The following is a 20205-nucleotide window of genomic DNA, read 5'->3' as shown; positions in this document are numbered from 1 at the left end:
CGGTGCAGCGGTGAGGCGGTGAGCTACACCGTGATGCTCCGGGCCCGTAAAAACTCAAGAAGTGTTTTGCACTCAACATTGAATGCGGCAGCCGCATCTGGGATCTTGATCCTCTTTATCGCATTTGGGGCTGGAGTCTCATTCGAGACAATTGTGTATCCATGGCGAGCGCCCGATGCCACGAGCCACGAGTCAGCCACATTCAGAAAATCATCTACTGCCACTTGTTTGTATGCGGGGTCTTGCTTCTCTTCAGCCCACAAAGTTACCCGTTCATATGCTTCGAGCTCAGCCTCATCTGTCTGCAGAATCTGCTTTGGCTGCACATGATCCAAATACCACTGCAGCTTCGGGTGACCCCATTTCCTCAGCTCAGCGTCCACTTCCGCATGGAAGAACACATCATCAGTGAAAAGCGTGTTCTCAAGTTCATTCCACAAGGTTGGGAACACATCATCGGGATACAAATTGGTGATTGTTCCTAGGAAGCTCGTATCAATTAGGTACACCGGCTACCCCACTTCCCGGCTAGCCCAATGGCTTCTCTTCACGAGATTCTCAAAGGACTTGTACGAGGAAGCGCCAAGAAGCCGCGCAGCATCCCTCTCAGGAATTTGTCCGGATTTTGCGGCAAACGTGATCGTCTCAAAGAATCGCTCGCCGACGCGAGACCGAACGAGGACATGGAACGAAGGACCGCCGCTGCCTTCTTGTGTAGCTTTCTTTTCATTCCTGACACGGACCAATCGCATAACTTCGTCGAACTCTTGTTGCTCGATCGAGAAGATACCTTTCAGGCGCAACAGCGTCGCTTCCCTACTGATGCCAAACGCGTTTGCCAGAGACGCGACGTTGTCGAGCAAAGAACGCTTCTTGTTGTACCGTTCCCTCACTGCAGTCTCTGGAGCGAGGAATGCTGCTGCAAATTCGTTACACCAGCGCTCTACCTTCAGGTGGTCGCTGTGGTCAGAAATACCAGCCTCCCCCAAAGCAACATGTCCCAGCTCGTGAGCGAGGCTGAAGAGCTGCGCAGTTTTGGCGTCACTTGTATTCACAAACACCAGGCAGAATTCCCCATCAATCAGGGTAAATCCGCGGAACTCATCAACACTGAGATGACGTTGCGTAGAGTTTCCGACAATGGAATTTCGGGATACTAAAATCCCTGCATCTTCCATATGATGCGTTAGTGTCGTCACTCTCTCTGGCCCAGGAATTGCAGAAGCCTCGTCAAACCCCAGCGCGATGCGAGCCTGGCGAGCAGCCAGGATGGGACTGGTGGAATCTTGGGCAGAGCGCAGAATTTCAGGACCAGGAATTCCAACTTCCTCCGCGTAATCCGCGTACCACCCCAAGCGCCCCTCGGCGGAGTGAATAACTTCCTGCAGATCAGGACTCAGCCCATCGAGACGCTCATTTCTGACAGTACGAAAATCAGGTACATCAGCCTCTTCGCCAGAAGGCGCCTGAAGAAGGAGCCGTCCAAATGGGATTCGTGCCTTCTTCGCTAGTTCCTTCGCTTGGTTGAGCGTCGGACGCTCCTCCCCTGAGCGCCAATCGTTTACCTTGGGAAACGTGGCACGGAGCTTTTCGTCACTGAGTCCTGTACGTCGCAGCGCCCAGTCCAGTACAGACGGCTCGATATCAATACGCAGAACCCCCATCGCTTCCCTCCTTTCAATCTTGGTAATGAAAACGGCGCAACAGAATTGAGAATACTTTAACTTGCCTGGTTAAACGTTAAAACCCAAGGACCCAGCCGAAGAACTCAGTGAGCTTCGAGCGCTTCTTTCTCTTCGGGAGCGTGAGGTAATCAACCAGCCACTGCTGGTCGATGGGCTGCTGTTTGGGGCGGGTGTTCTTAGGCGGGAGTTGATCCGGTGCGTTGGAATTCATCGGTCGTGCTCCTCTCATTGTCGCAGGCCGTTGTGTTTGTTTCAGACTACATGGTTCTGGTACTCGGTTGTGCTCGTTGGGATCCGGCGTGAGCGTTAAAAGCGTGCGCTAGATGTCGTGCGATGCAGGTCGCGCTGTTTGGGCCGGGCTTGGCGGTTTTCGGCGACCAGCGTCGCACTCCTTAAATCCCACGCTATTAATCGGTCGACGGGAGCGCCGCGAGGGCCGGCGCAGGGCTGTCAACCCGGTGGTTTTCCAAATGGGAGTATAAGGATTGGAATAATCCAGGTGGGGGCGCGCAAAAAGTGGATTGCAGTAATCCTGTTGCTACCTTTTAGGCTCGGGCTACTGCGCTTCAGGCGCGTCAGGCGCCCCAGGTGCTTCCGCGGGCGCTTCGGGCACAAGCGATTCTGCGGGAGCAGGCGATTCTTCAGGAGCGTCGGCGGGAACGTCCTCCGGGACCTCGCGTAGCGAGTCCCAGAGGAAGACGGCCCAGCCGCGGTCGTCGGGGGTTTCGTCGGAGGTGATGGTGGTGCCGTGAGTCATGCGGGGGTCGATGACTCGCCAGGCGGACTCGCCGGGCTCCATCACGCCGAGGCGGCGGCGGGCGACCTGGTTGAGATACTCGGGGTCCTCGTACTTCGCGATTTCGCGCTCAAGGTCAGCCTGGCGGCGCTCCAAGTACTCGATGTTTGCCTGGGCGCGCGCGATCTCGTTGCGGCCCTCGTAGAAATTACGAAGTGGGGCTGCTACTGCCACGAGTACGGCGATGAGGACGATGATGAGCAGGGCGAGCGTCGCTAAATTGGGGGCGGCGAAGCGCGACTCCCTGTTGGCCTTCTGCTCGGCGAGCTGCTGCTTGCGCTGCTCGCGGGACGCCACGGGCACAGTGCGAGCCAGCCGCTTCCTGCGGCGCTTCGCTGTGTGCTTGTCTCGGGGCGTGCCAGTGCTCATAGTGCTCATTAGTGTACAGCAGGGAAAAACGCGACACCCCCTGCCACGCGCGAGCGCGCGATCGGCAGGGGGTGCGTACGAATCAAGCGATTACTTGAAGCGTGGGAATGCGGAACGACCAGCGTAAACAGCGGCGTCGCCGAGCTCCTGCTCGATGCGCAGCAGCTGGTTGTACTTCGCAACGCGCTCGGAACGAGCCGGTGCACCAGTCTTGATCTGGCCGCAGCCCAGAGCCACTGCGAGATCCGCAATGGTGGTGTCCTCGGTCTCGCCGGAGCGGTGGGACATCATGGTGCGGTAGCCAGCGCGGTGAGCCATGTCCACAGCGTCGAAGGTCTCGGTCAGGGTACCGATCTGGTTGACCTTCACCAGCAGGGCGTTCGCAGCGTGCTCCTTGATGCCGCGTGCGAGGCGCTCAGGGTTGGTGACGAAGAAGTCGTCACCAACAATCTGGACCTTGTCGCCGATGGTCTTGGTCAGGTTTGCGTAGCCCTCCCAGTCATCTTCCTGCAGTGGGTCCTCGATGGAGACGATTGGGTACTCAGCGATGAGCTCCTCATAGACCTTGGCCATCTCCTCAGCGGAGTGCTCGCCGCCCTCGAACTTGTACACGCCGTCCTCGAAGAACTCGGAGGAAGCAACGTCCAGAGCCAGTGCGACGTCCTCGCCAGGCTTGAAGCCAGCCTTCTCGATGGCCTCAACGATCAGGTCAAGCGCTGCGCGGGTGGAGTCGACGGAAGGAGCGAAGCCGCCCTCGTCGCCAAGGCCGGTGGACAGGCCCTTTGCGTTGATGACGGACTTCAGGGAGTGGTAGACCTCTGCACCCATGCGCAGAGCCTCAGCGAAGGACTCAGCGCTCAGCGGAGCAATCATGAACTCCTGGACGTCAACGCCGGAGTCAGCGTGCTCGCCACCGTTGACGATGTTCATCATCGGAACAGGCAGGATGTGAGCATTTGGGCCGCCGATGTAGCGGTACAGCGGCAGACCAGCGGACTCAGCAGCAGCCTTCGCCGCAGCGATGGACACGCCCAGGATCGCGTTCGCGCCGAGGCGGGACTTGTTGTCCGTGCCGTCGAGCTCGATCATTGCCTTGTCGAGCAGACGCTGATCGTCAGCCTCGATGCCAGCCAGTGCGTCAGCGATCTCCTCGTTGACGTTCTTGACAGCCTTCTGGACACCCTTGCCGCCGTAGCGATCGCCACCGTCACGCAGCTCGTGCGCCTCGTGTGCGCCAGTGGACGCACCGGAAGGAACACCCGCAATGCCGTGCGCACCATCGTCGAGGAAAACCTCAGCCTCAACGGTTGGGTTACCGCGAGAGTCCAGAATTTCACGAGCAAAGACGTGCATAATATCAGCCACTACAGTTCATCTCCTTGAGATTGGCCAAACCAAATTTCCGTTACCGATTGTTCCAGATCGCAACAAAAAATGCTTGTTGGTGTTCGTCACACTCGCGCTTTCCCTGCGTTTCCGTGCAGCGATAGGCTCACAACCACGCCATTTAAGGTCACACCATTCGGAATGTGATCTTCGTCAAACCTTTTGCCCATGCCCGGTTTCGCCCACTTTTGTGGCTTTCTCGGCATGGCTGGGGCACGCCTACCGGGTGGCGCGCTGGGTGAGCGCGTAGTTCGCAGCGGCATCGCGGACGTTGTGGAGGTACTCGCGCGAGTGGTTATACGTCAGCACCGCGTCGGCCCACCCCTCCGCAGTGGACAGGTCACGCCCGTTCGCACAGAGGAGGTTCGCTGCGCTCAGGGCGGCGTCGTCAATTTGCTGGGGGTTTGCCACCCCATCGCCGTCGGCGTCGCGGCCGTAGATCGCCCACGAGCCGGGGATGAACTGCATCGGCCCCACCGCGCGGTCGTACTCGGCATCGCTGTCGAGGGTGCCGCCGTCCGTGTCCGTAATGAGTGCGAAGTTGCCCGTGCCGTCGAGTGCCGGGCCGATGATCGGCGGCTGCGCCACACCGTTTTCATCGAGGCGACCAGCGTCAAACTTCTTGCCCGTATAGGTGCCGTGGCGGGTCTCCACCCACCCGATCCCAGCGAGCGTGTTCCACTGCAGATTACAGGCAGGCCAGGCCTCCGCCGCGATCAAGGCGGCGTTGCCGTAAGCACGCACCGCCTGCGGGTCGACCCCGATCTCCTCCGCGATAGGGGCAGCCCACGCGTGGAGTTCGTTGGCGGTTCGGCCGGGCGCGTGGACGTCGATAGCAGGTGGTGGCGTGGCCGCAGCCGGGGGTACGTCTTCCGGGACGGGTTGGCGCTGCACAAACTGCTCCGGGCCGCCGAGCGCGCTGAGCAGGAAGGCCACCAACGCAACAACCATCACCACCGCGCCGACAACGACAAGCAGCGCCACACACCCACACCCGCGCGCACGCCTGCCGGGACGGCCAGAAAACGTCATGGCAGAAGATCCTACACTACCCCCGTAATCCCCAATTTTCACTTGCGTCACACCAGTAACAGGTATGGTGTATCCCGTTCTGTTTTTCAAGCACCTATTTACAACCTGAAAGTGAGCACCCTATGCGCATTTCCACCCGTATCGCAGCCATCGGCGTCGCAGCCCTGACCGGCCTGGCAGGCCTCACAGCACCAGCAGCACAGGCACAGGACGCCACCTCGCTCCTGCAGCTGGTCAACGGCAACGTCAAAACTATGAACTGCAGCACCCTGCGCGTCACCCTCAACGGCACCGGCGTCGCCGGCAAGGACACCACCCGCCAGCAGTTGGTCAACAACCTCAACGGCAAGATCGGCGACTCCATCGCCCTTCGCGTCATGTCCGGCGGCACCGTCCAGGCGGTTGCGGACCGTGCGCTGGAGTGCGGCATCGTGAAGCCGGACCCAGTACAGGACTGGGCGAAGCTCCTTGGCAGCTCCCAGACCAACATCCCACCGCAGCTGCAGCAGCTGTCCTCCAACCTGGACCTGGGCCAGCTCCTGGCACGCTAGGTATTAGGCGCTCGCCCCGTGGCTTGCGCACCACATTCCCGTTTTTCTTCGCCGACTTTTGCGTTTCCCCAGGTCACGTAAAGCACGGGAGGGAATGTGGTGTCAGTCCAAGCAGCACGCGCACCACATTCCACGATTCCGATCGGCGAGCGCGGCAAAAGCCCAGGTCGGACAAAACCTGTGAGGGAATGTGGTGCGCACCCCCGCTAGCACACAATCCCCAAAGAAGCCCCTACTCCACCACCAACTTGATCACGTCGGTGGGGCCTTCGTCGCCCGCGAACTCAACGGGCTCGACGGTGGGGGTAATCGGGGCGTCCACATCGAGCTCATCGCCGGTGGTGGCGCCGGGGCAGGCGTCGATAATTGAGGGGTCGAACCACTCGATGGCGGGTTTGCGATCATCGCTGAAAATGACGCCGATGCCGCTCCAGGTCTCCCAGCGTTGTGAGTCGTCGTTGATGCTGTAGACATCGTCGGGGTTGAACCCCAGGGCCTCAGCCTGCGCCTTGTCCGTGTACGGGCAGAAGAAATAGGCGCGCTTGGCGTGCTCGCCGGCAACCTGCGACACCGTAAACGGCGTGCCCTCCTGAGCGGCAGCTGCGAAGCCCAGGTCCGTCGACTTCTCTGTCGAACACCCGGCTAACGCCACACAGCCGAGGGCAAGTCCGGCAAGAACCGTTGTACGCGCCTTCATGATGGTCTCCTATCCTTGGCGGGCGTGCTCACGTAGTGCGAATTCTACCGCGTCGAGTGGCAGCTCGGGGGCGTGCTCGTCGCGCCCGGCCTTGATGGCTGCCAGGTAGGTGCCGTATTCGTCGGCGGACCAGTCGCTGGTTACGTCCAGGCCGGCGCCCTTCGCGCGGTTGGAGCAGATGATGAGTGGCTTCTCGTCGGCGGCCTCCTGCGGGCCGGCCAGGAAATAGATCAGGCCGGAGCCGAACTTCGCAGGCAGGCCCGTGGCAACGACGGCCTCGTACTGCTGGACCGGCGTGAGCTCACCGGAGCCGACCTTACGCAGCGCCTGCAGCAGCGCGTTCGCCTTGCCCTTGTTGCGCAGGAACTGCTGTAGCTTCAGCTGCGCCTGCGCGTTCTTGCCGCCCTGGAACGCGAAGGACGCGCCCAAAAAGTCGATGATCTGGTCGCGGGCGAACTCGGAGTCCACCACGTCCTGCGCGAAGGCGAAGACTTCGCGGCGGGTCAGGGTCGCGGTGGCGTCGTCACGGAAGGGTGGGACGCGGCGCAGGTTGTGCGGCCAGCCGGTCTTCCAGCGGATCGGGGAAAAGCTGACGGTTTCTTGCGCGACGGCTTCCGCGGTTGGGGAAACGGCCTTGATGGCTTCTGCAATCTGGTTTGTCATGCGGACTATTGTTACACACTATGACCATCCTCGTGCTTGACCCTCGTTGGCCCGACATGCTGCCCGTTTCAGTAGCGCAGCGCATCCGGGGACCAGTGGAGTTCACCATGGAAGTACCCGTCTCCGTGCGGTGGGACCTTGCCGACGCTCCCGACGGCCCCTGCCCCTGGCTCCTCACCACAAACGAGGATGACGAGGTGGTGCGGGAGCGCGTCGCGAAGGGCGAGCACGTCGAGCGGGTGCCCTCGCTCGAGGACCCCGTCCACCAGGCAGTATCCGTCATGCACGCGGCGCGCACGCGCGGGCAGTGGGAGCGCTCCATGACGCACGAAACGCTGCTGCCCTACCTCCACGAGGAAACCGAGGAGCTCGCCGCCGCCATCACCGACAACGAGGGCGACGAAGCCTTGCGCAAAGAACTTTCCGACGTCCTGTTGCAAGTCCTTTTCCACGCCGAAATCGCGGCAGAGCGCGGCGCGTTCGGGTTCGCGGAGGTGGCGCAGGGGTTCGTCGACAAGATGAAGGCGCGCTCCCCCTACCTTTTCGACGGCAGCACCGGCACCATCGACGCCGAAACCCAAGACCGGCTGTGGCAGGAGGCCAAAGCCAAGGGTAACTAGCCTTGCGGCCCGTAGGCCCCGCCGCGCAGCGCGCGGTCGTTGAGCTCGCGGCGCGCCTGCTCCAGCGCCACCAAGTCGGAGAACAGCGCGTTGTAGGCGGCCTCGTCGTCGGAGGGGCGCATGCGCTGCAACTGCGCCTTCAGCAGCGCAATCTGATCCCCCACGCGGGTCTCCTGTAGGCGTGAGAGCACCGAGTCCACGTAACGGTCAATGTCGTCCGGGTGCATCGGCTCAACCGCCAACTCTGAAACGAAATTGCGGCCCACCAGGTCCAGCATCTCCTGCGCCACCTTCGCCAAAAACTGCGGGCCCACGTGCGCGCCCGTCACCCCGCCAGCCTTCTCAATCGCGTCACGCACCTGGCGATACGCCGGGTTCGTAAACGCCTCCGGCGAAATGCCCTCAAAGTAGCTGCCGGCCTTCTCCGGGTACTGCAACGCAATCTTGAGCGCCTCGCGCTGAGGCCACAACAGCGGATCCTGCGGGTTCGGCGGCACCAACGCGGGCGGCTGGCCCGGCGCGGCCTGCTGCTGGTTGCGCTGCGGCTTCTGCCAAGTGCGCTGCTGCTGCTTCGGCCGACGCGCCTCCTCGCGGACCTGCTGGAGCACCTCGTCCGGGTTCGGCCAGCCCACCCAACCGGCGAGTCTGCGCGCGTACTCCGTCTGCAGCACCTTGTCGCTGATACCGGCGACGACGGGAACGGTGCGTCGCAACGCCTGCAGACGCCCCTCCGCCGTATCTAGCGAATAGTCCTTCAGCAGGGACTCAATCACGAACTCAAAAATCGGGATTCTCGACGCCACCAAGTCCCGCAACGCGGAATCCCCACGGTCAAGGCGCAGGTCACAAGGGTCCAGTCCGTCGGGGGCGACCGCCACAAACGACTGCCCCGAAAACTGCTGATCCCCCTGGAACGCGCGCATCGCCGCCTTCTGCCCAGCCTCGTCGCCGTCGAAGGTGTAGATCAGCTCGCCGCGGAAGTAATTGTCATCCAACATGAGGCGGCGGATCACCGCCATGTGGTCCTTACCGAACGCCGTACCACACGACGCCACCGCCGTCTTCACCCCCGCAGCGTGCATCGCCATCACGTCCGTGTAGCCCTCCACCACCACCGTCTGGTGATCCGTAGCAATGTGCTTCTTGGCCAAATCCAGCCCAAAGAGCACCTTCGACTTGTGGTACAACATCGTGTCCGCGGTGTTCATGTACTTACCCATCGGGTCATCATCAAACAGCTTGCGCGCCCCGAACCCGATCACGTTGCCAGCCACGTCCTTAATCGGCCAAATCAGGCGGCGCCGAAACTTATCAATCGGCCCACGACGCCCCATACTCGAAATCCCGGCATCCTGGAGCTCCTGGGCGTCGAAACCCTTGCGAAGCAAGTGCTTCGTCAACGTATCCCAGCCATCCGGTGCGTACCCACACTCGAAGTGATAAATCAGCTCCTTCGAAAACCCCCGCTCCAGCAAGAAATTCCTACCGACCTCCGCCTCCGGAGTCTCTAACTGCTCACGGTAAAACTCGTGCGCCGCCTTATTCGCCGCCAACAGGCGCGCACGAGTCCCCGGCTTCACATCACGCCCACCAGTCGTCCCGCCCTGGTAATTGATGTGGTAGCCGATCTCCTGAGCAACCGCCTCCACCGCCTCCGGGAAGGACATCTGCTCCATCTCCATCAGGAACGAAAAGACGTCCCCGCCCTTGCCCGTGGAAAAGCAGTGGTAGTACCCGCGCGCCGGCCGGACGTGGAAAGACGGCGTCTTCTCATCCTTAAACGGGCTCAAGCCCTTCAGCGAGTCATACCCAGCCGGTTTGAGCTGCACGTACTCGCCAACGATGTCCTCGATCGCCGCCCGCTCACGAATAGCCTCAATGTCACTATCCGGAATTCTGCCCCTAGCCATACGCACATCGTAGCGCCTGTGCCACAATGACTCAGCGTGAGCCGAAAAACGAAGAACACCGCCGTCGGTGCCGTCGTTGTCGCCGCGGCGCTCCTGATCAACACGTTCCTGCCCAACAAGGACGAGGGCGCCGCGTCGGGAGACCCCACCTCCTGCCCGAACCTCCCTGCAGAGGCCTGGGACACCATCAACCTCATCGAATCCGGCGGACCCTACCCACACCCAGAGGACGACTCGCGCTTCGGTAACTACGAGCGCACCCTCCCCGAAGAGCCACTCGGCTACTACCGCGAATACACCGTGGACACGCCGGGCGTCCACCACCGCGGGCTGCGACGGATCGTAACCGGCGGCGGAGCCGACGGCGTCGTCGACGAGTGGTACTACACCGACAACCACTACGACACCTTCTGCGAGGTGCAGCCGAGGTAACCAACTGGGGGAAGGTGGCGTCTCGAGCATACTCGGGAAATTGTGAACAAAATTGCTACACTTCCAACGCATGGGGGAATTCGCAGCGCTCAGCGCACACATTCACAGCCTTCGGGGACGCACAGTACAAGCTCAGCGGCTCAAACGAGCCGTCGCGAGCGGGACTATGGTGCGGATTGGGAGGTATGGGGCCGTCGAAAAGCGGTGGTGGGGCACGCTAGACCCCGACACCCGCCGCATCGCACGAGCTCTCATCCACGGCCGCGAAAACCGCAAAGCCGCCATCGTTGGGCGCACCGCCGCGCGCCTCCACCGCCTCCCCGTGCCACACCTCGGCCGACAGCCCGAACTCACCGAAGTCGCGCTGCCCAACGGCACCTCCATCACCCGCAGCAAATGGCGCCCCGGCCTCCACTATCGACGCCAAATCCTCCACACCACCGACACCATCGCCGGAATCCGCGTCGCACCCCTGCCCGAAACCATCGCGGGCATCTTCAAATGGGAGCCACGCGCGCAGCTCTACCCCGTCCTCAACCACCTCAAACACATCGGCGGCCACGAGGACACCATCACCGCAGCCATCTGGGCCCTGCCCCGCCAACGCGACCGCAACACCCTCCAACTCTGCTGGGAGCGCGCCTCCCACCACCCAATCGCGCCCGAGCTCAGCTACCTCGCCACCGCCCTCCTCTCCCACCACGCACTCCCCGCGCACTACTGGCACACCCAACCGCACCGCGTCATGTACGGCACCCACTTCGCCCTCGCACTCACCGACGCCCCACTTTTCGACGACCACTGCGCCCCCACCGAAACCAGCTGGGTCCGCACATTGCACGTCCCCGTGGAAGCACTCCACCGCGACCTCCGCGGCACGATCAACCTCATCGCCGACACCGTGCGCGCCACCTACCGAGGCCGCCCGCATTGCGACATCTGCCGGGGCCCGCGAGAACCACTGCAATATGCTGACAGCTCCCCACGCGACGCAAGCATTGAAGCCTACATCGCACGGATTAGCAGATTCCCCGACGATGAGCGGCCCGAAGGCCTTCTTCCCACGTGGTGATTTTGGGGGTGGCATGTGTGCTCTCGAGCGGAGTCGGGAATTTGTGAACAAAATTGCGTGTGGTTGGAGTCACAAAATGCGCAATTCTATTCACGATTTTCCGAACAATCTCGCGAGGCATATCCCCACCCCACGCGAGCCGTCGCCGACGAGAACCTCCAGGAGAGTTCAGAAAACGCCGGAAATGAGCTGTGAGGTGTGGCATACTTTCCGCAGTTGTGACTCAAGACACTGACAGAAAGGCGACCGCATGAACTCGCTCTTCCTCGTACTCATCGGGCTGGCGATGCTGCTCACTGGGTACCTGCTCTATTCAAAGTTCCTGGGCCAGCGGGTCTATAAGCTCTCTGAGAGCTATGAGACCCCGGCGCACACTATGGAAGACGGTGTGGACTACGTGCCCACCAACAAGTACGTGCTGTGGGGCCACCACTTCACTTCCGTGGCGGGCGCCGCGCCGATTATCGGCCCGGCAGTCGCTGTGATTTGGGGTTGGCTGCCCGCATTCCTGTGGGTGACCTTGGGAACGGTGTTCTTTGCGGGGATGCACGACTTGGGGGCGTTGTGGGCGTCGCAAAGGCATAAGGGGCAGTCGATTGGCACGTTGTCGGGGCGCTACATCGGCGCGCGTGGGCGCAATCTCTTCCTCGTGGTGATTTTCTTGCTGCTGCTGATGGTCAATACTGCGTTCGCGGTGGTGATTTCGAACCTGCTGATTGCGACGCCGTCGGCGGTGATTCCGACGTGGGGCGCGATCCTGGTCGCGGTGCTGATTGGGCAGGCGATTTACCGACTGAAGTGGAATCTGCCGCTGGTGTCGGTGGTTGGTGTTGTGGCGCTGTACGCGCTGATGGTGATTGGTGACCGCGTGCCACTCGCGCTGCCGGAGACGGTGATGGGTATTCCGGACCGCGGTATCTGGATCATTTTGCTGTTCGTGTACGCGTTCATTGCGTCGATGCTGCCGGTGTGGGTGCTGTTGCAGCCGCGTGATTACATCAATGGTCTGCAGCTGTTTGTTGGTCTGATTATTCTGTACGCTTCGTTCTTTATTGTGCGTCCGGAGATTGTGGCGCCGTCGATTAATGAGGCTGTGCCGGAGGGCACGCCGAGTATCTTCCCGCTGCTCTTCGTGACGATTGCGTGTGGTGCGGTGTCTGGCTTCCACGGCATTGTTGCTTCGGGTACGTCGGCGAAGCAGTTGGATAAGGAGACGGACGCGCGCTTCGTCGGGTACTTCGGTGCGGTTGGTGAGGGCCTGCTGGCGCTCGGCACGATTGTGGCGACGACGGGCGGCTACAAGACGATCGCGGATTGGGAGAACGTGTACAACGAGTGGAACGCCGGCGGAGTCAACGCCTTCGTCGAAGGCGGCGGTGCGTTGATGAACCAGGGCCTGGGCATACCGACGTCCCTGTCGGCCACCATCCTGGCCACCATGGCTGTCCTCTTCGCTGCGACCACGATGGACTCTGGTGTGCGCCTGCAGCGCATGGTCGTCGGCGAGATCGGCCAGATTATGGGCGTGAAGCTCTCCGGCCTGGCAGCCACGATCATCGCTGTGGGTGCCGCGCTGGGCTTGACGTTCTCCACCGGCCTCGACGGGTCCGGCGGCATGATCATCTGGCCGCTGTTCGGCACCACGAACCAGCTGATGGCCGGGCTGACCCTGGCAGTCCTGGTGGTCATCCTGACCAGGCTGCGTCGCCCGACGCTGCCACTGCTGATCCCGCTGGCGTTCGTGACGCTCATGTCACTGTGGGCGGCGGTGCTGCAGCTGCGCACCCTCTTCGAGGCAGGCAACTGGCTGCTGCTCGCTATCGACGTCGTCATTATTATCTGCGCGATCTGGGTCATCGTTGAGGCGATCACCGCGATCAGCAAGGCGCGCCGCGAGCCAGCCGTCGACTGGGAGGACACGCCGGTCCATGAGCCTGCGCAGTAAGCTGGCCGCGCTCGGCGCGGGCCTCAGCGAGTTCTACCAGGCGCCCTACCGCCGCGAATTCGCCCGCGCCGCACGCGAGGAGGACGACCTGTTCACCCTGCTGGTTGCCTCCGAAATGCTCGGCATCCCGAACCCCGCCAGCTACTACACACTCGAACTCCTCCCCCTGCTTTACGACGACTTCCACGCCTGGCACACCCGCATGGGCATGGAACACTCACCACTCGACGGAATCTCATGTTGCTAGACGCCCCAGTCATGTTCTTCGGCGGGAAAGGTGGCGTCGGCAAGACGACCATCTCCGCCGCCACAGCCGTGCGCCTCGCCGCGCGCGGCCGCCGCGTCCTCTTAGTTTCGACGGACCCCGCACACAACCTCGGGCACATTTGGAACACCTCGCTTCACGACGCCCCCACCGCCCTCGAACCGAACCTCCACGCCATCGAGCTCGACCCAGCAACCATCACCGACCAGCACCTGCGTGCCGTCGGCGAATCGATGCGCGCCATGATGCCCGAACGCCTCCACCGCGAAGTGGACCGCCACCTGGAGATGTCACGGCACTCCCCCGGCATGCACGAGGCCGCCCTCCTCGAGCGCATCGCGGACCTTGTCGCAGAGCGCGGCGACTACGACCACATCATCTTCGACACCGCCCCCTCCGGCCACACCTCCCGCCTCATGGCACTCCCCGAGGTCATGGCCGCCTACACCGACGGCCTCTTGGCCCGGCGCGATAAGTCCGATAAGTTCAGCGAGCTCGTCCGCGGGATGGGCGGCACTTCCGGGGACAGCGGCTCCCCCGTCGACCGCCGCAATCAGCAGATCCGCTCCACGCTACTGAAGCGCCGCCGCAAGTTCGAGCGCCTGCGCGCCGTCCTCACCGATCCCGCCCAGTGCGTCTTCCACATCGTGCTGACCGCGGAGCGCCTGCCGGTCATGGAGTCGATGGAGTTCTACGAGGAGCTCACGTCCCACGGCGTGCACGTCGGCGGGGCCGTGGTGAACCGCCGCGCGCCAGATGAGGCCGGCTCATTTTTGGCGGGACGGCGCGAGGTGGAAACGCGAGCGCTGGAGTTGCTTGACCTTCCGGTGCCGATCCTTGAGCTTCCGTGGCTTCCGGGCGAAATTGGCACGCGGGGTGCGCTCGAGCAGATCGCTGGATTCCTCTCCTCGTGATGGTGGGAGTACTGCTCTCAAGTTGAGTCGGGATTTTGTGAACAGATTTGCTTGTGTGCAGAGTCACAAAAACTGCAATTTTGTTCACGATTTCCCGAATAATCTCGCGAGGCATACCTCTAGTAGAAGCCGTCGAATGCGGCGGCCTTCTTCGCGGTGCGCTCGAGGCGCGACTCCGTCATCGAAGCGATCTGGTCCACGATGACGCGCTCGCGCTCCAGATCTGTCTCGGCGGCCTCGAACCACTGCTGGAACATCGTGTCCAGGGTGCCCGGCGCGCCGGCGCGCAGGTACTCGTGGACGTGGAAGATGCGGTCGCGTTGCCGGTCCTGGCGAGCGAGGTGCGCGGGCTCGTCCATCACATAGAGCACGGCGACGGTCTTGAGAAGACGGACCTCTGCCTCCACGTCAGGCGGGACTACGAGGTTGCCGTGCTGTCTGCCCAGCACGTTGTTTGCTTCGTCGGTGAGCGTGGCCTGCGTGACCCCGCCGACGTAGCGCCCGACCAGCTCCGAGGTCAGCGCTTTGAGTTGGGTCCAGGACTGGAGAGTGAAGTCGAAGTCGGCGGCTGCGGCGATGGCTGGCAAGGCGCGGAGGCGGTCGGCGGCGTCGATGAGGGAGTCGGCGGTGCCGCCAAACGCGGCGGCACCTTTCTCGGCGAGGGCGGCGAGCTCGACGAAGTCCCAAAGGACCTGCAGTGACACGCGGGAGGAGACGATGCCGTCTTCGACGTCGTGGACGGAGTAGGCGATGTCGTCGGAAAAGTCCATGACTTGGGCTTCCATGGGTGGGCGCAAATCGGTGTGTCCGGCGCGTGCCCAGGCGAGGACGTCGGCGTCTTCGTCGTAGGCGGAGTATTTGCGGTTGACTGTGCCGTCGGGGTTGGTGCGGGTCCACGGGTATTTGGTGGCGGCGTCGAGGCTGGCGCGGGTGAGGTTGAGGCCGTAGGTGGTGGCGTCGATAATTATTTTTGGTTCGAGGCGCGCGAGGATGCGCAGGGTTTGTGCGTTGCCTTCGAAGCCGCAGGGGGCGGCTTCGTTGAGGGCGTTTTCGCCGTTGTGGCCGTAGGGCGGGTGGCCGATGTCGTGGGTGAGGCCGGCCATTTCGCATAGGTCGGGGTGGAGGCCGAGTCCGGTGCCGATGCCGCGTGCGATCTGGGCGACTTCCAACGAGTGGGTCAGGCGGGTGCGGGGTGTGTCTCCGTCGCGAGGGCCGACGACTTGGGTTTTGTCGGCGAGGCGCCGCAGCGCCGCGGAGTGGAGGACGCGGGCGCGGTCGCGGGCGAAGGCGTCGCGGGTGTCTGCGTGGGGCGCGGTTTGGGCCCCTTTGGGGGCTTCGGGGGCGCGGCGTTCGACGTCTGCGGCGTTGTAGGTGTACACGCCCTCGAGCGTAAACGGTTCCGGCACGTTTCTGTGTGAGCGACTACCCTCATTGGCATGACTAAGCGCAATTACCGTCTCTTGGCCGCTGCCCCGCTGTTTGTTGGGGGCGCGTTGCTGGCCGTCGCTCCGGTGGCGGAGGCTGCAGCGCCGTCCGTGTCTGTGCAGGCGCTGGCGCCTAGCTTGTTGACGTCGCCAGTTACCGACGAAGCCGGCGTCCTGACTGCTGGGGAGGTCTCCCAGGTTGAGGACGCTATCGCGCAGGTCAGCGCGCAGAAGGGACGCTCGGTGCGGGTGGTGTTCCTCGATTCTTTTGCGGGCACGCCGCCGTCGGAGTGGACGGAGGACGCCGTGCGGGCCAACGGGCCGAACACGGCGGTCATCGCGATTTCGCCGAATGAGCGCGCGTACAGCGTGACCACTGGCGAGCAGTGGTCGTCCGCGGAGGCGGACGCGATTGACCAGGCGGCGTACGCGAAGTTGACGCAGTCCGATTGGGCTGGTGCGGCGTTGGCCGCGGTTGAGGCGGCCGGCAGCTCCGGCGCGGGCTCGGGCGGCACGGGTTCGGGGGCTGACGGTGGCGAGGCAACCGGCCTGATTGCTGGCGGTGCCGGGCTCGCCGCGGTTGCTGGTGGCGGGTACTGGGCTGTGTCGCGGCGTAAGAACAAGCAGCACCGGGAGGCACAGGTGGCGTCGGCACGCGAGCTGGCACCCGGCGATGCGGATTCGTTGAACCGCCTGCCTACCGCCACCCTGGACGCGGTGGCGCAGGAGACGCTCGTCACCGCTGACGAATCCGTACAGCAGGGTCAGGAGGAGCTGCGCCTGGCTACCTCTGAGTTCGGCGCGGACCGCGTGCGCCCGTTTACCGCCGCGATGAACTCGGCGACCACTGCCCTGCAGCGCGCGTTTCGCACCCAGCAGGCGCTGCACGACGCCATCCCGGAGACCGAGCCGGAGCGCCGCGCCATGCTCATCGACATCATTACGTCCGCCCGCACGGCTGAGGCGTCGCTGCGCGCGAAGACGGAAGAGTTCAACTCGATGCGCGGTGTGCTAATGCGCGCGCCGGAGGAGATCGAGAAGGTCATGCAGCGCACCGTGGATTTGCGCTCGCGGCTGGAGCCGGCGAAGCAACAGCTAGCGGCGCTGCGGGAGCAGTATCCCGCCCAGATGCTGCACTCCATCGACGGCAACGTGGAGCTCGCCGCCGAGTCTCTCGACGAGGCCGAGGCGCAGTTGGACAAGGCCCGCGGTCTTGCCGCGCGTCCGGCCGGTGAGCAGGGCCCGCTTCTCGACGTCCTCTCCGCCGCCACCCGCGCCGTCGAGCTTTCCGACCACAACCTGTCAGCCATCGAACACGCCGACGCGAACATCCGGACAGCGAAGGAGAACCTCTCGTCGCTGATCCAGGAAATCCGCGACGAAATCGAGCAGATTACGCAGCTCAAGGGGGCACGCGAACAGGGTGCCGACATTGACGCGGCTGCCCTCGATCGCGTCACCGCGACCGCCCGCGATGCCATCGCCAACATCGGCGACCGCGACACCACCGACCCACTGAGCCTGTACGCCGACTTGAGCGACGTGGACGCCCAGCTCGACGCAGAAATCGAACGCGCCGAGGGCGCCGCCCACGACCAGTCGCGGGCGCTGACCATGTTCGACCAGCAGATGCAGGTGGCCACCACCCAGATCCAGTCCGCCGAGGACATGATTCGTTCCCGCGGCCGCATCATCAGCTCGCAGCCGCGCACGCTGCTGGCCCAGGCACAGCGCGAGTACGCGGAGGCCCAGCAGCGCCGCACCAGCAACACCCGCGAGGCCATCGAGTACGCCCGCCAGGCAACCACCACCGCGCGTCGCGCGATCCAGGCCGCCAAGGACGATCTGGATCAGTACCGCCGCGCCCAGGCCCGCGATACCGCGAACTCCATGGCGCAGGCCGTGCTGTGGGGCTCGATCCTGTCCGGCGGCGGCAACCGCGGGGGCGGCTTCGGGGGCGGAGGATTCGGTGGAGGCGGCGGCTTCTCCGGTGGCGGCGGTGGCGGGATGAACACCCGCGGCGGCACTTTCTAACCGGCTAGTAGCGCAGCCTGCGCGTGGGCGTATCCACGTACGTGAGCGCCCACGTTATAAACAGCAGGTCCCCCACGAGCGCCTCGGAGGCGCAGTCCCCCTGAACGGTCACCTCCAACTCACCGTTGAGGTGGCCGTTTGTTGTTGCGACGGTGATACCGCGGGCGTCGATAATGTCGCGGCAGCGCCCCCGGGTTCTGCGCACCGTGTACGGCCTGCCGCCGCACTCGGCGGCGTAGCGCGCCACCGTCAGGCTCGTCTTGCGTAGCAGATAGCGCTGGCCGCGCTCGTCGACCCCGCGCAGCGACGCAGGGGACGTCGACACCATCGTGATGCGGTGGCCGTCCGCGGTGATCGTGGCGCCCTCCACGGTTGCCACCGCCGCATCGGTTCCTTCGAGCGCCGCACCGCGCCACCACACCGTGGTCATTAGAGGAACATCACCAGCACGATGATTCCCGAGAACAGCAACAGCGTGCCGATCAGAGCGTTCGAAATCCCGAGCTTCTTCGCCTCCAGGACCTCGCGGCTCACCCATGCCAGGCCCGCAACGTCGGTGGCGGGCAGGGTGGTTTCGCCCTCGAACTCGAGGATCGCCTTGCGCACGCCGTTGTGGTCCTGGGTGAACTGCGCGACCTTCTCGCCGGCGGCGTCGTTGACCACCCAGTTCTTGCCCCACTCGTTGACCAGCACGTAGGAGCGCTCCCCGATGTGCACAGGGATCTCCTTCGCGCGCGCCAAGGAAGCGGTAGCTTCCACTACTTTCTCACCGTTGCACGTCGCCACCGCACCGGACTCCGGCGCGACCAGCAGGTCCCACTGCTGCCCGCCCACCGTTGCGGACTCGTGCGTGAACTCGCCGAGTATCTCCGGGCCGGCCTCAGCCAGCAGCTTCGGGGCGTCGCGCTGCGTGCGGTCCCAGCTTACGTAATGCATGGTGCGTGCCTCCTAGCAGCCGATCAGGCGGGTCGCCAGGTATGCCTCGAGCTCGTCGATCTTGACGCGCTCCTGCTCCATCGTGTCGCGCTCGCGGACGGTCACGGCGCCGTCCTCAAGCGAGTCGAAGTCGAAGGTCACGCAGAACGGCGTACCGGTCTCGTCCTGGCGGCGGTAGCGGCGGCCGATCGCACCAGAGGTGTCGTAGTCCACGTTCCAGTGCTGGCGCAGCTTCGCGGCGAGCTCCTCAGCGGGCTCGGCAAGCTCGGACTTCTTGGACAGCGGCAGCACAGCAACCTTCACCGGCGCCAGGCGTCGATCCAGCTTCAGCACCACGCGGGTATCCGTGCCACCCTTGGCGTTCGGGGCTTCTTCCTCGTGGTAGGCGTCGACAAGGAAGGCCATCATCGCACGGCCAAGGCCGGCGGCTGGCTCGATGCAGTACGGCGTCCAGCGCTCGTTTGCTGCCTGGTCGAAGTAGGACAGGTCCTCGCCGGACTTCTCGGAGTGCGTGCGCAGGTCGTAGTCCGTGCGGTTTGCAATACCCTCGAGCTCGCCCCACTTGGAGCCGGTGAAGTTGTAGGCGTACTCGATGTCGACAGTGCGCTTCGAGTAGTGCGACAGCTTCTCCTTCGGGTGCTCGTACAGACGCAGGTTATCCGGGTTAATGCCCAGGTCGATGTACCACTGCAGGCGGTTATCAATCCAGTACTGGTGCCACTCTTCATCCTCACCCGGCTTGACGAAGAACTCCATCTCCATCTGCTCAAACTCGCGGGTACGGAAAATGAAGTTGCCCGGCGTGATCTCGTTGCGGAAGGACTTACCAATGTTGGCGATGCCGAACGGCGGCTTCAGACGCGCGGACGTCATCACATTCTTAAAGTTCACGAAGATGCCCTGCGCCGTCTCCGGGCGCATGTAGTGCAGGCCCTCCTTGTCGTCGACCGGGCCGAGGTACGTCTTCATCAGGCCCGAGAACTCACGCGGCTCAGTCCAGTTGCCCGGCTGGCCCGTCTCCGGGTCCTTGATGTCAGCCAAACCGTTTACTGGCGGGTGGCCGTGCTTCTCCTCGTAGGCCTCCAGCAGGTGGTCAGCGCGGTAGCGCTTGTTGGTGTACAGCGACTCCACCAGCGGGTCCGTGAACACCTCCACGTGGCCCGAAGCCTCCCACACCTGACGCGGCAGAATAATCGACGTATCCACGCCGACAGTGTCCTTGCGGGACTGCACCATGTGCTTCCACCACTGGCGTTTAATGTTTTCCTTCAGCTCGACGCCGAGCGGACCGTAGTCCCATGCAGAACGCGTACCGCCGTAAATTTCACCGGCCGGGTACACAAGGCCACGGCGCTTGCAAAGGTTAACAACGGTATCGATCTTGCTGGCTGACATGAACACTCCTCATAGATGGGTGATGCAAAAACTACCCGCTTAGTGTAGCCAATCACCCAGACACTTAGCATCTACCCCA

At 63.3% G+C, this 20205-nt stretch carries 21 protein-coding genes; 8 read left to right on the top strand and 13 right to left on the bottom strand.

Annotated elements, in window-relative coordinates; all coding sequences use genetic code 11:
- Positions 1-23: 23 nt before the first annotated feature.
- From JMN37_RS05495 to JMN37_RS05470, 6 genes are all read right to left on the bottom strand, one after another.
- Entirely contained in the window at positions 24-509 is a 486-nt protein-coding gene (locus JMN37_RS05495; protein WP_252931302.1) for a DUF4411 family protein, read from the bottom strand.
- Between the two features lie 3 nt (positions 510-512).
- Complete coding sequence (locus tag JMN37_RS05490; protein WP_252931301.1) at positions 513-1664, bottom strand: ImmA/IrrE family metallo-endopeptidase; 1152 nt, start codon at positions 1662-1664, stop codon at positions 513-515.
- A 76-nt stretch (positions 1665-1740) separates the two neighbouring features.
- Positions 1741-1896, bottom strand: a complete 156-nt coding sequence (locus tag JMN37_RS05485; RefSeq protein ID WP_252931300.1) for a hypothetical protein — start codon at positions 1894-1896, stop codon at positions 1741-1743.
- Between the two features lie 345 nt (positions 1897-2241).
- Positions 2242-2850 (bottom strand): FtsB family cell division protein, encoded by a 609-nt coding sequence (locus JMN37_RS05480; protein ID WP_252931299.1) that lies wholly within the window; start codon positions 2848-2850, stop codon positions 2242-2244.
- 90 nt (positions 2851-2940) lie between these two features.
- Positions 2941-4215 (bottom strand): phosphopyruvate hydratase, encoded by a 1275-nt coding sequence (eno, locus tag JMN37_RS05475; RefSeq protein WP_252931298.1) that lies wholly within the window; start codon positions 4213-4215, stop codon positions 2941-2943.
- A gap of 240 nt (positions 4216-4455) precedes the next feature.
- Positions 4456-5268: a lytic transglycosylase domain-containing protein gene (locus tag JMN37_RS05470; protein ID WP_252931297.1), complete on the bottom strand. Its 813-nt coding sequence runs from the start codon at positions 5266-5268 to the stop codon at positions 4456-4458.
- A gap of 122 nt (positions 5269-5390) precedes the next feature.
- Here JMN37_RS05470 and JMN37_RS05465 point away from each other — a divergent pair, with 122 nt between their 5' ends.
- Positions 5391-5819 carry a hypothetical protein gene (locus JMN37_RS05465; protein WP_252931296.1) on the top strand — a complete coding sequence of 143 codons (429 nt, stop codon included), beginning with the start codon at positions 5391-5393 and terminating at the stop codon, positions 5817-5819.
- Between the two features lie 232 nt (positions 5820-6051).
- Here JMN37_RS05465 and JMN37_RS05460 read toward each other — a convergent pair whose 3' ends face one another.
- The gene (locus JMN37_RS05460; protein WP_252931295.1) at positions 6052-6516 is read right to left on the bottom strand and encodes a hypothetical protein; all 465 of its coding nucleotides are present in this window, start codon (positions 6514-6516) and stop codon (positions 6052-6054) included.
- Positions 6517-6525: 9 nt separating this feature from the next.
- Entirely contained in the window at positions 6526-7179 is a 654-nt protein-coding gene (locus JMN37_RS05455; RefSeq protein WP_252931294.1) for an 8-oxoguanine DNA glycosylase OGG fold protein, read from the bottom strand.
- 20 nt (positions 7180-7199) lie between these two features.
- Between JMN37_RS05455 and JMN37_RS05450 the strand changes: the two genes are divergently transcribed.
- Positions 7200-7799, top strand: a complete 600-nt coding sequence (locus tag JMN37_RS05450) for a MazG nucleotide pyrophosphohydrolase domain-containing protein (protein ID WP_252931293.1) — start codon at positions 7200-7202, stop codon at positions 7797-7799.
- Here JMN37_RS05450 and dnaG read toward each other — a convergent pair.
- Positions 7796-9709: a DNA primase gene (gene dnaG, locus JMN37_RS05445; RefSeq protein ID WP_252931292.1), complete on the bottom strand. Its 1914-nt coding sequence runs from the start codon at positions 9707-9709 to the stop codon at positions 7796-7798. The two genes, JMN37_RS05450 and dnaG, sit on opposite strands and share 4 nt — an antisense overlap.
- A 36-nt stretch (positions 9710-9745) precedes the next feature.
- On the opposite strand from dnaG, the gene JMN37_RS05440 reads away from it, so the two are divergent.
- From JMN37_RS05440 to JMN37_RS05420, 5 genes are all read left to right on the top strand, one after another.
- Complete coding sequence (locus JMN37_RS05440; protein ID WP_252931291.1) at positions 9746-10141, top strand: guanyl-specific ribonuclease; 396 nt, start codon at positions 9746-9748, stop codon at positions 10139-10141.
- Positions 10142-10211: 70 nt separating this feature from the next.
- Positions 10212-11213 (top strand): hypothetical protein, encoded by a 1002-nt coding sequence (locus JMN37_RS05435; RefSeq protein ID WP_252931290.1) that lies wholly within the window; start codon positions 10212-10214, stop codon positions 11211-11213.
- A gap of 250 nt (positions 11214-11463) precedes the next feature.
- Positions 11464-13158, top strand: coding sequence for a carbon starvation CstA family protein (locus JMN37_RS05430; RefSeq protein ID WP_252931289.1), 1695 nt, complete (start codon positions 11464-11466; stop codon positions 13156-13158).
- On the top strand, positions 13142-13405 hold the full coding sequence (locus tag JMN37_RS05425; RefSeq protein WP_252931288.1) for a cory-CC-star protein: 264 nt from the start codon (positions 13142-13144) through the stop codon (positions 13403-13405). The genes JMN37_RS05430 and JMN37_RS05425 overlap by 17 nt, the downstream gene beginning before the upstream one ends.
- On the top strand, positions 13396-14337 hold the full coding sequence (locus JMN37_RS05420) for an ArsA family ATPase (RefSeq protein WP_252931287.1): 942 nt from the start codon (positions 13396-13398) through the stop codon (positions 14335-14337). Before JMN37_RS05425 ends, JMN37_RS05420 begins: the two co-directional genes overlap by 10 nt.
- 119 nt (positions 14338-14456) lie before the next feature.
- Here JMN37_RS05420 and JMN37_RS05415 read toward each other — a convergent pair whose 3' ends face one another.
- A complete protein-coding gene (locus JMN37_RS05415; RefSeq protein ID WP_370295953.1) occupies positions 14457-15716 on the bottom strand; it encodes a deoxyguanosinetriphosphate triphosphohydrolase in 1260 nt (419 codons plus the stop codon).
- A gap of 57 nt (positions 15717-15773) precedes the next feature.
- On the opposite strand from JMN37_RS05415, the gene JMN37_RS05410 reads away from it, so the two are divergent.
- Positions 15774-17795, top strand: coding sequence for a TPM domain-containing protein (locus tag JMN37_RS05410; protein WP_252931285.1), 2022 nt, complete (start codon positions 15774-15776; stop codon positions 17793-17795).
- Positions 17796-17799: 4 nt separating this feature from the next.
- On the opposite strand, the gene JMN37_RS05405 is transcribed toward JMN37_RS05410, so the two are convergent.
- The 3 genes from JMN37_RS05405 to JMN37_RS05395 are packed head-to-tail and all read right to left on the bottom strand — an operon-like array spanning position 17800 to position 20126.
- Positions 17800-18225 (bottom strand): hypothetical protein, encoded by a 426-nt coding sequence (locus tag JMN37_RS05405; RefSeq protein ID WP_070362096.1) that lies wholly within the window; start codon positions 18223-18225, stop codon positions 17800-17802.
- A complete protein-coding gene (locus tag JMN37_RS05400; protein WP_252931284.1) occupies positions 18225-18731 on the bottom strand; it encodes a hypothetical protein in 507 nt (168 codons plus the stop codon). Before JMN37_RS05400 ends, JMN37_RS05405 begins: the two co-directional genes overlap by 1 nt.
- Positions 18732-18743: 12 nt before the next feature.
- Positions 18744-20126, bottom strand: a complete 1383-nt coding sequence (locus JMN37_RS05395; RefSeq protein ID WP_252931283.1) for a glycine--tRNA ligase — start codon at positions 20124-20126, stop codon at positions 18744-18746.
- Positions 20127-20205 lie beyond the last annotated feature (79 nt).

It is taken from the genome of Corynebacterium lipophilum (genome assembly GCF_024102595.1).
In the GTDB taxonomy this organism is placed as follows: domain Bacteria; phylum Actinomycetota; class Actinomycetes; order Mycobacteriales; family Mycobacteriaceae; genus Corynebacterium; species Corynebacterium pseudogenitalium.
The sequence above is the reverse complement of the archived record's forward strand: the minus strand, read 5'-3'. Positions and strand labels throughout refer to the sequence as shown.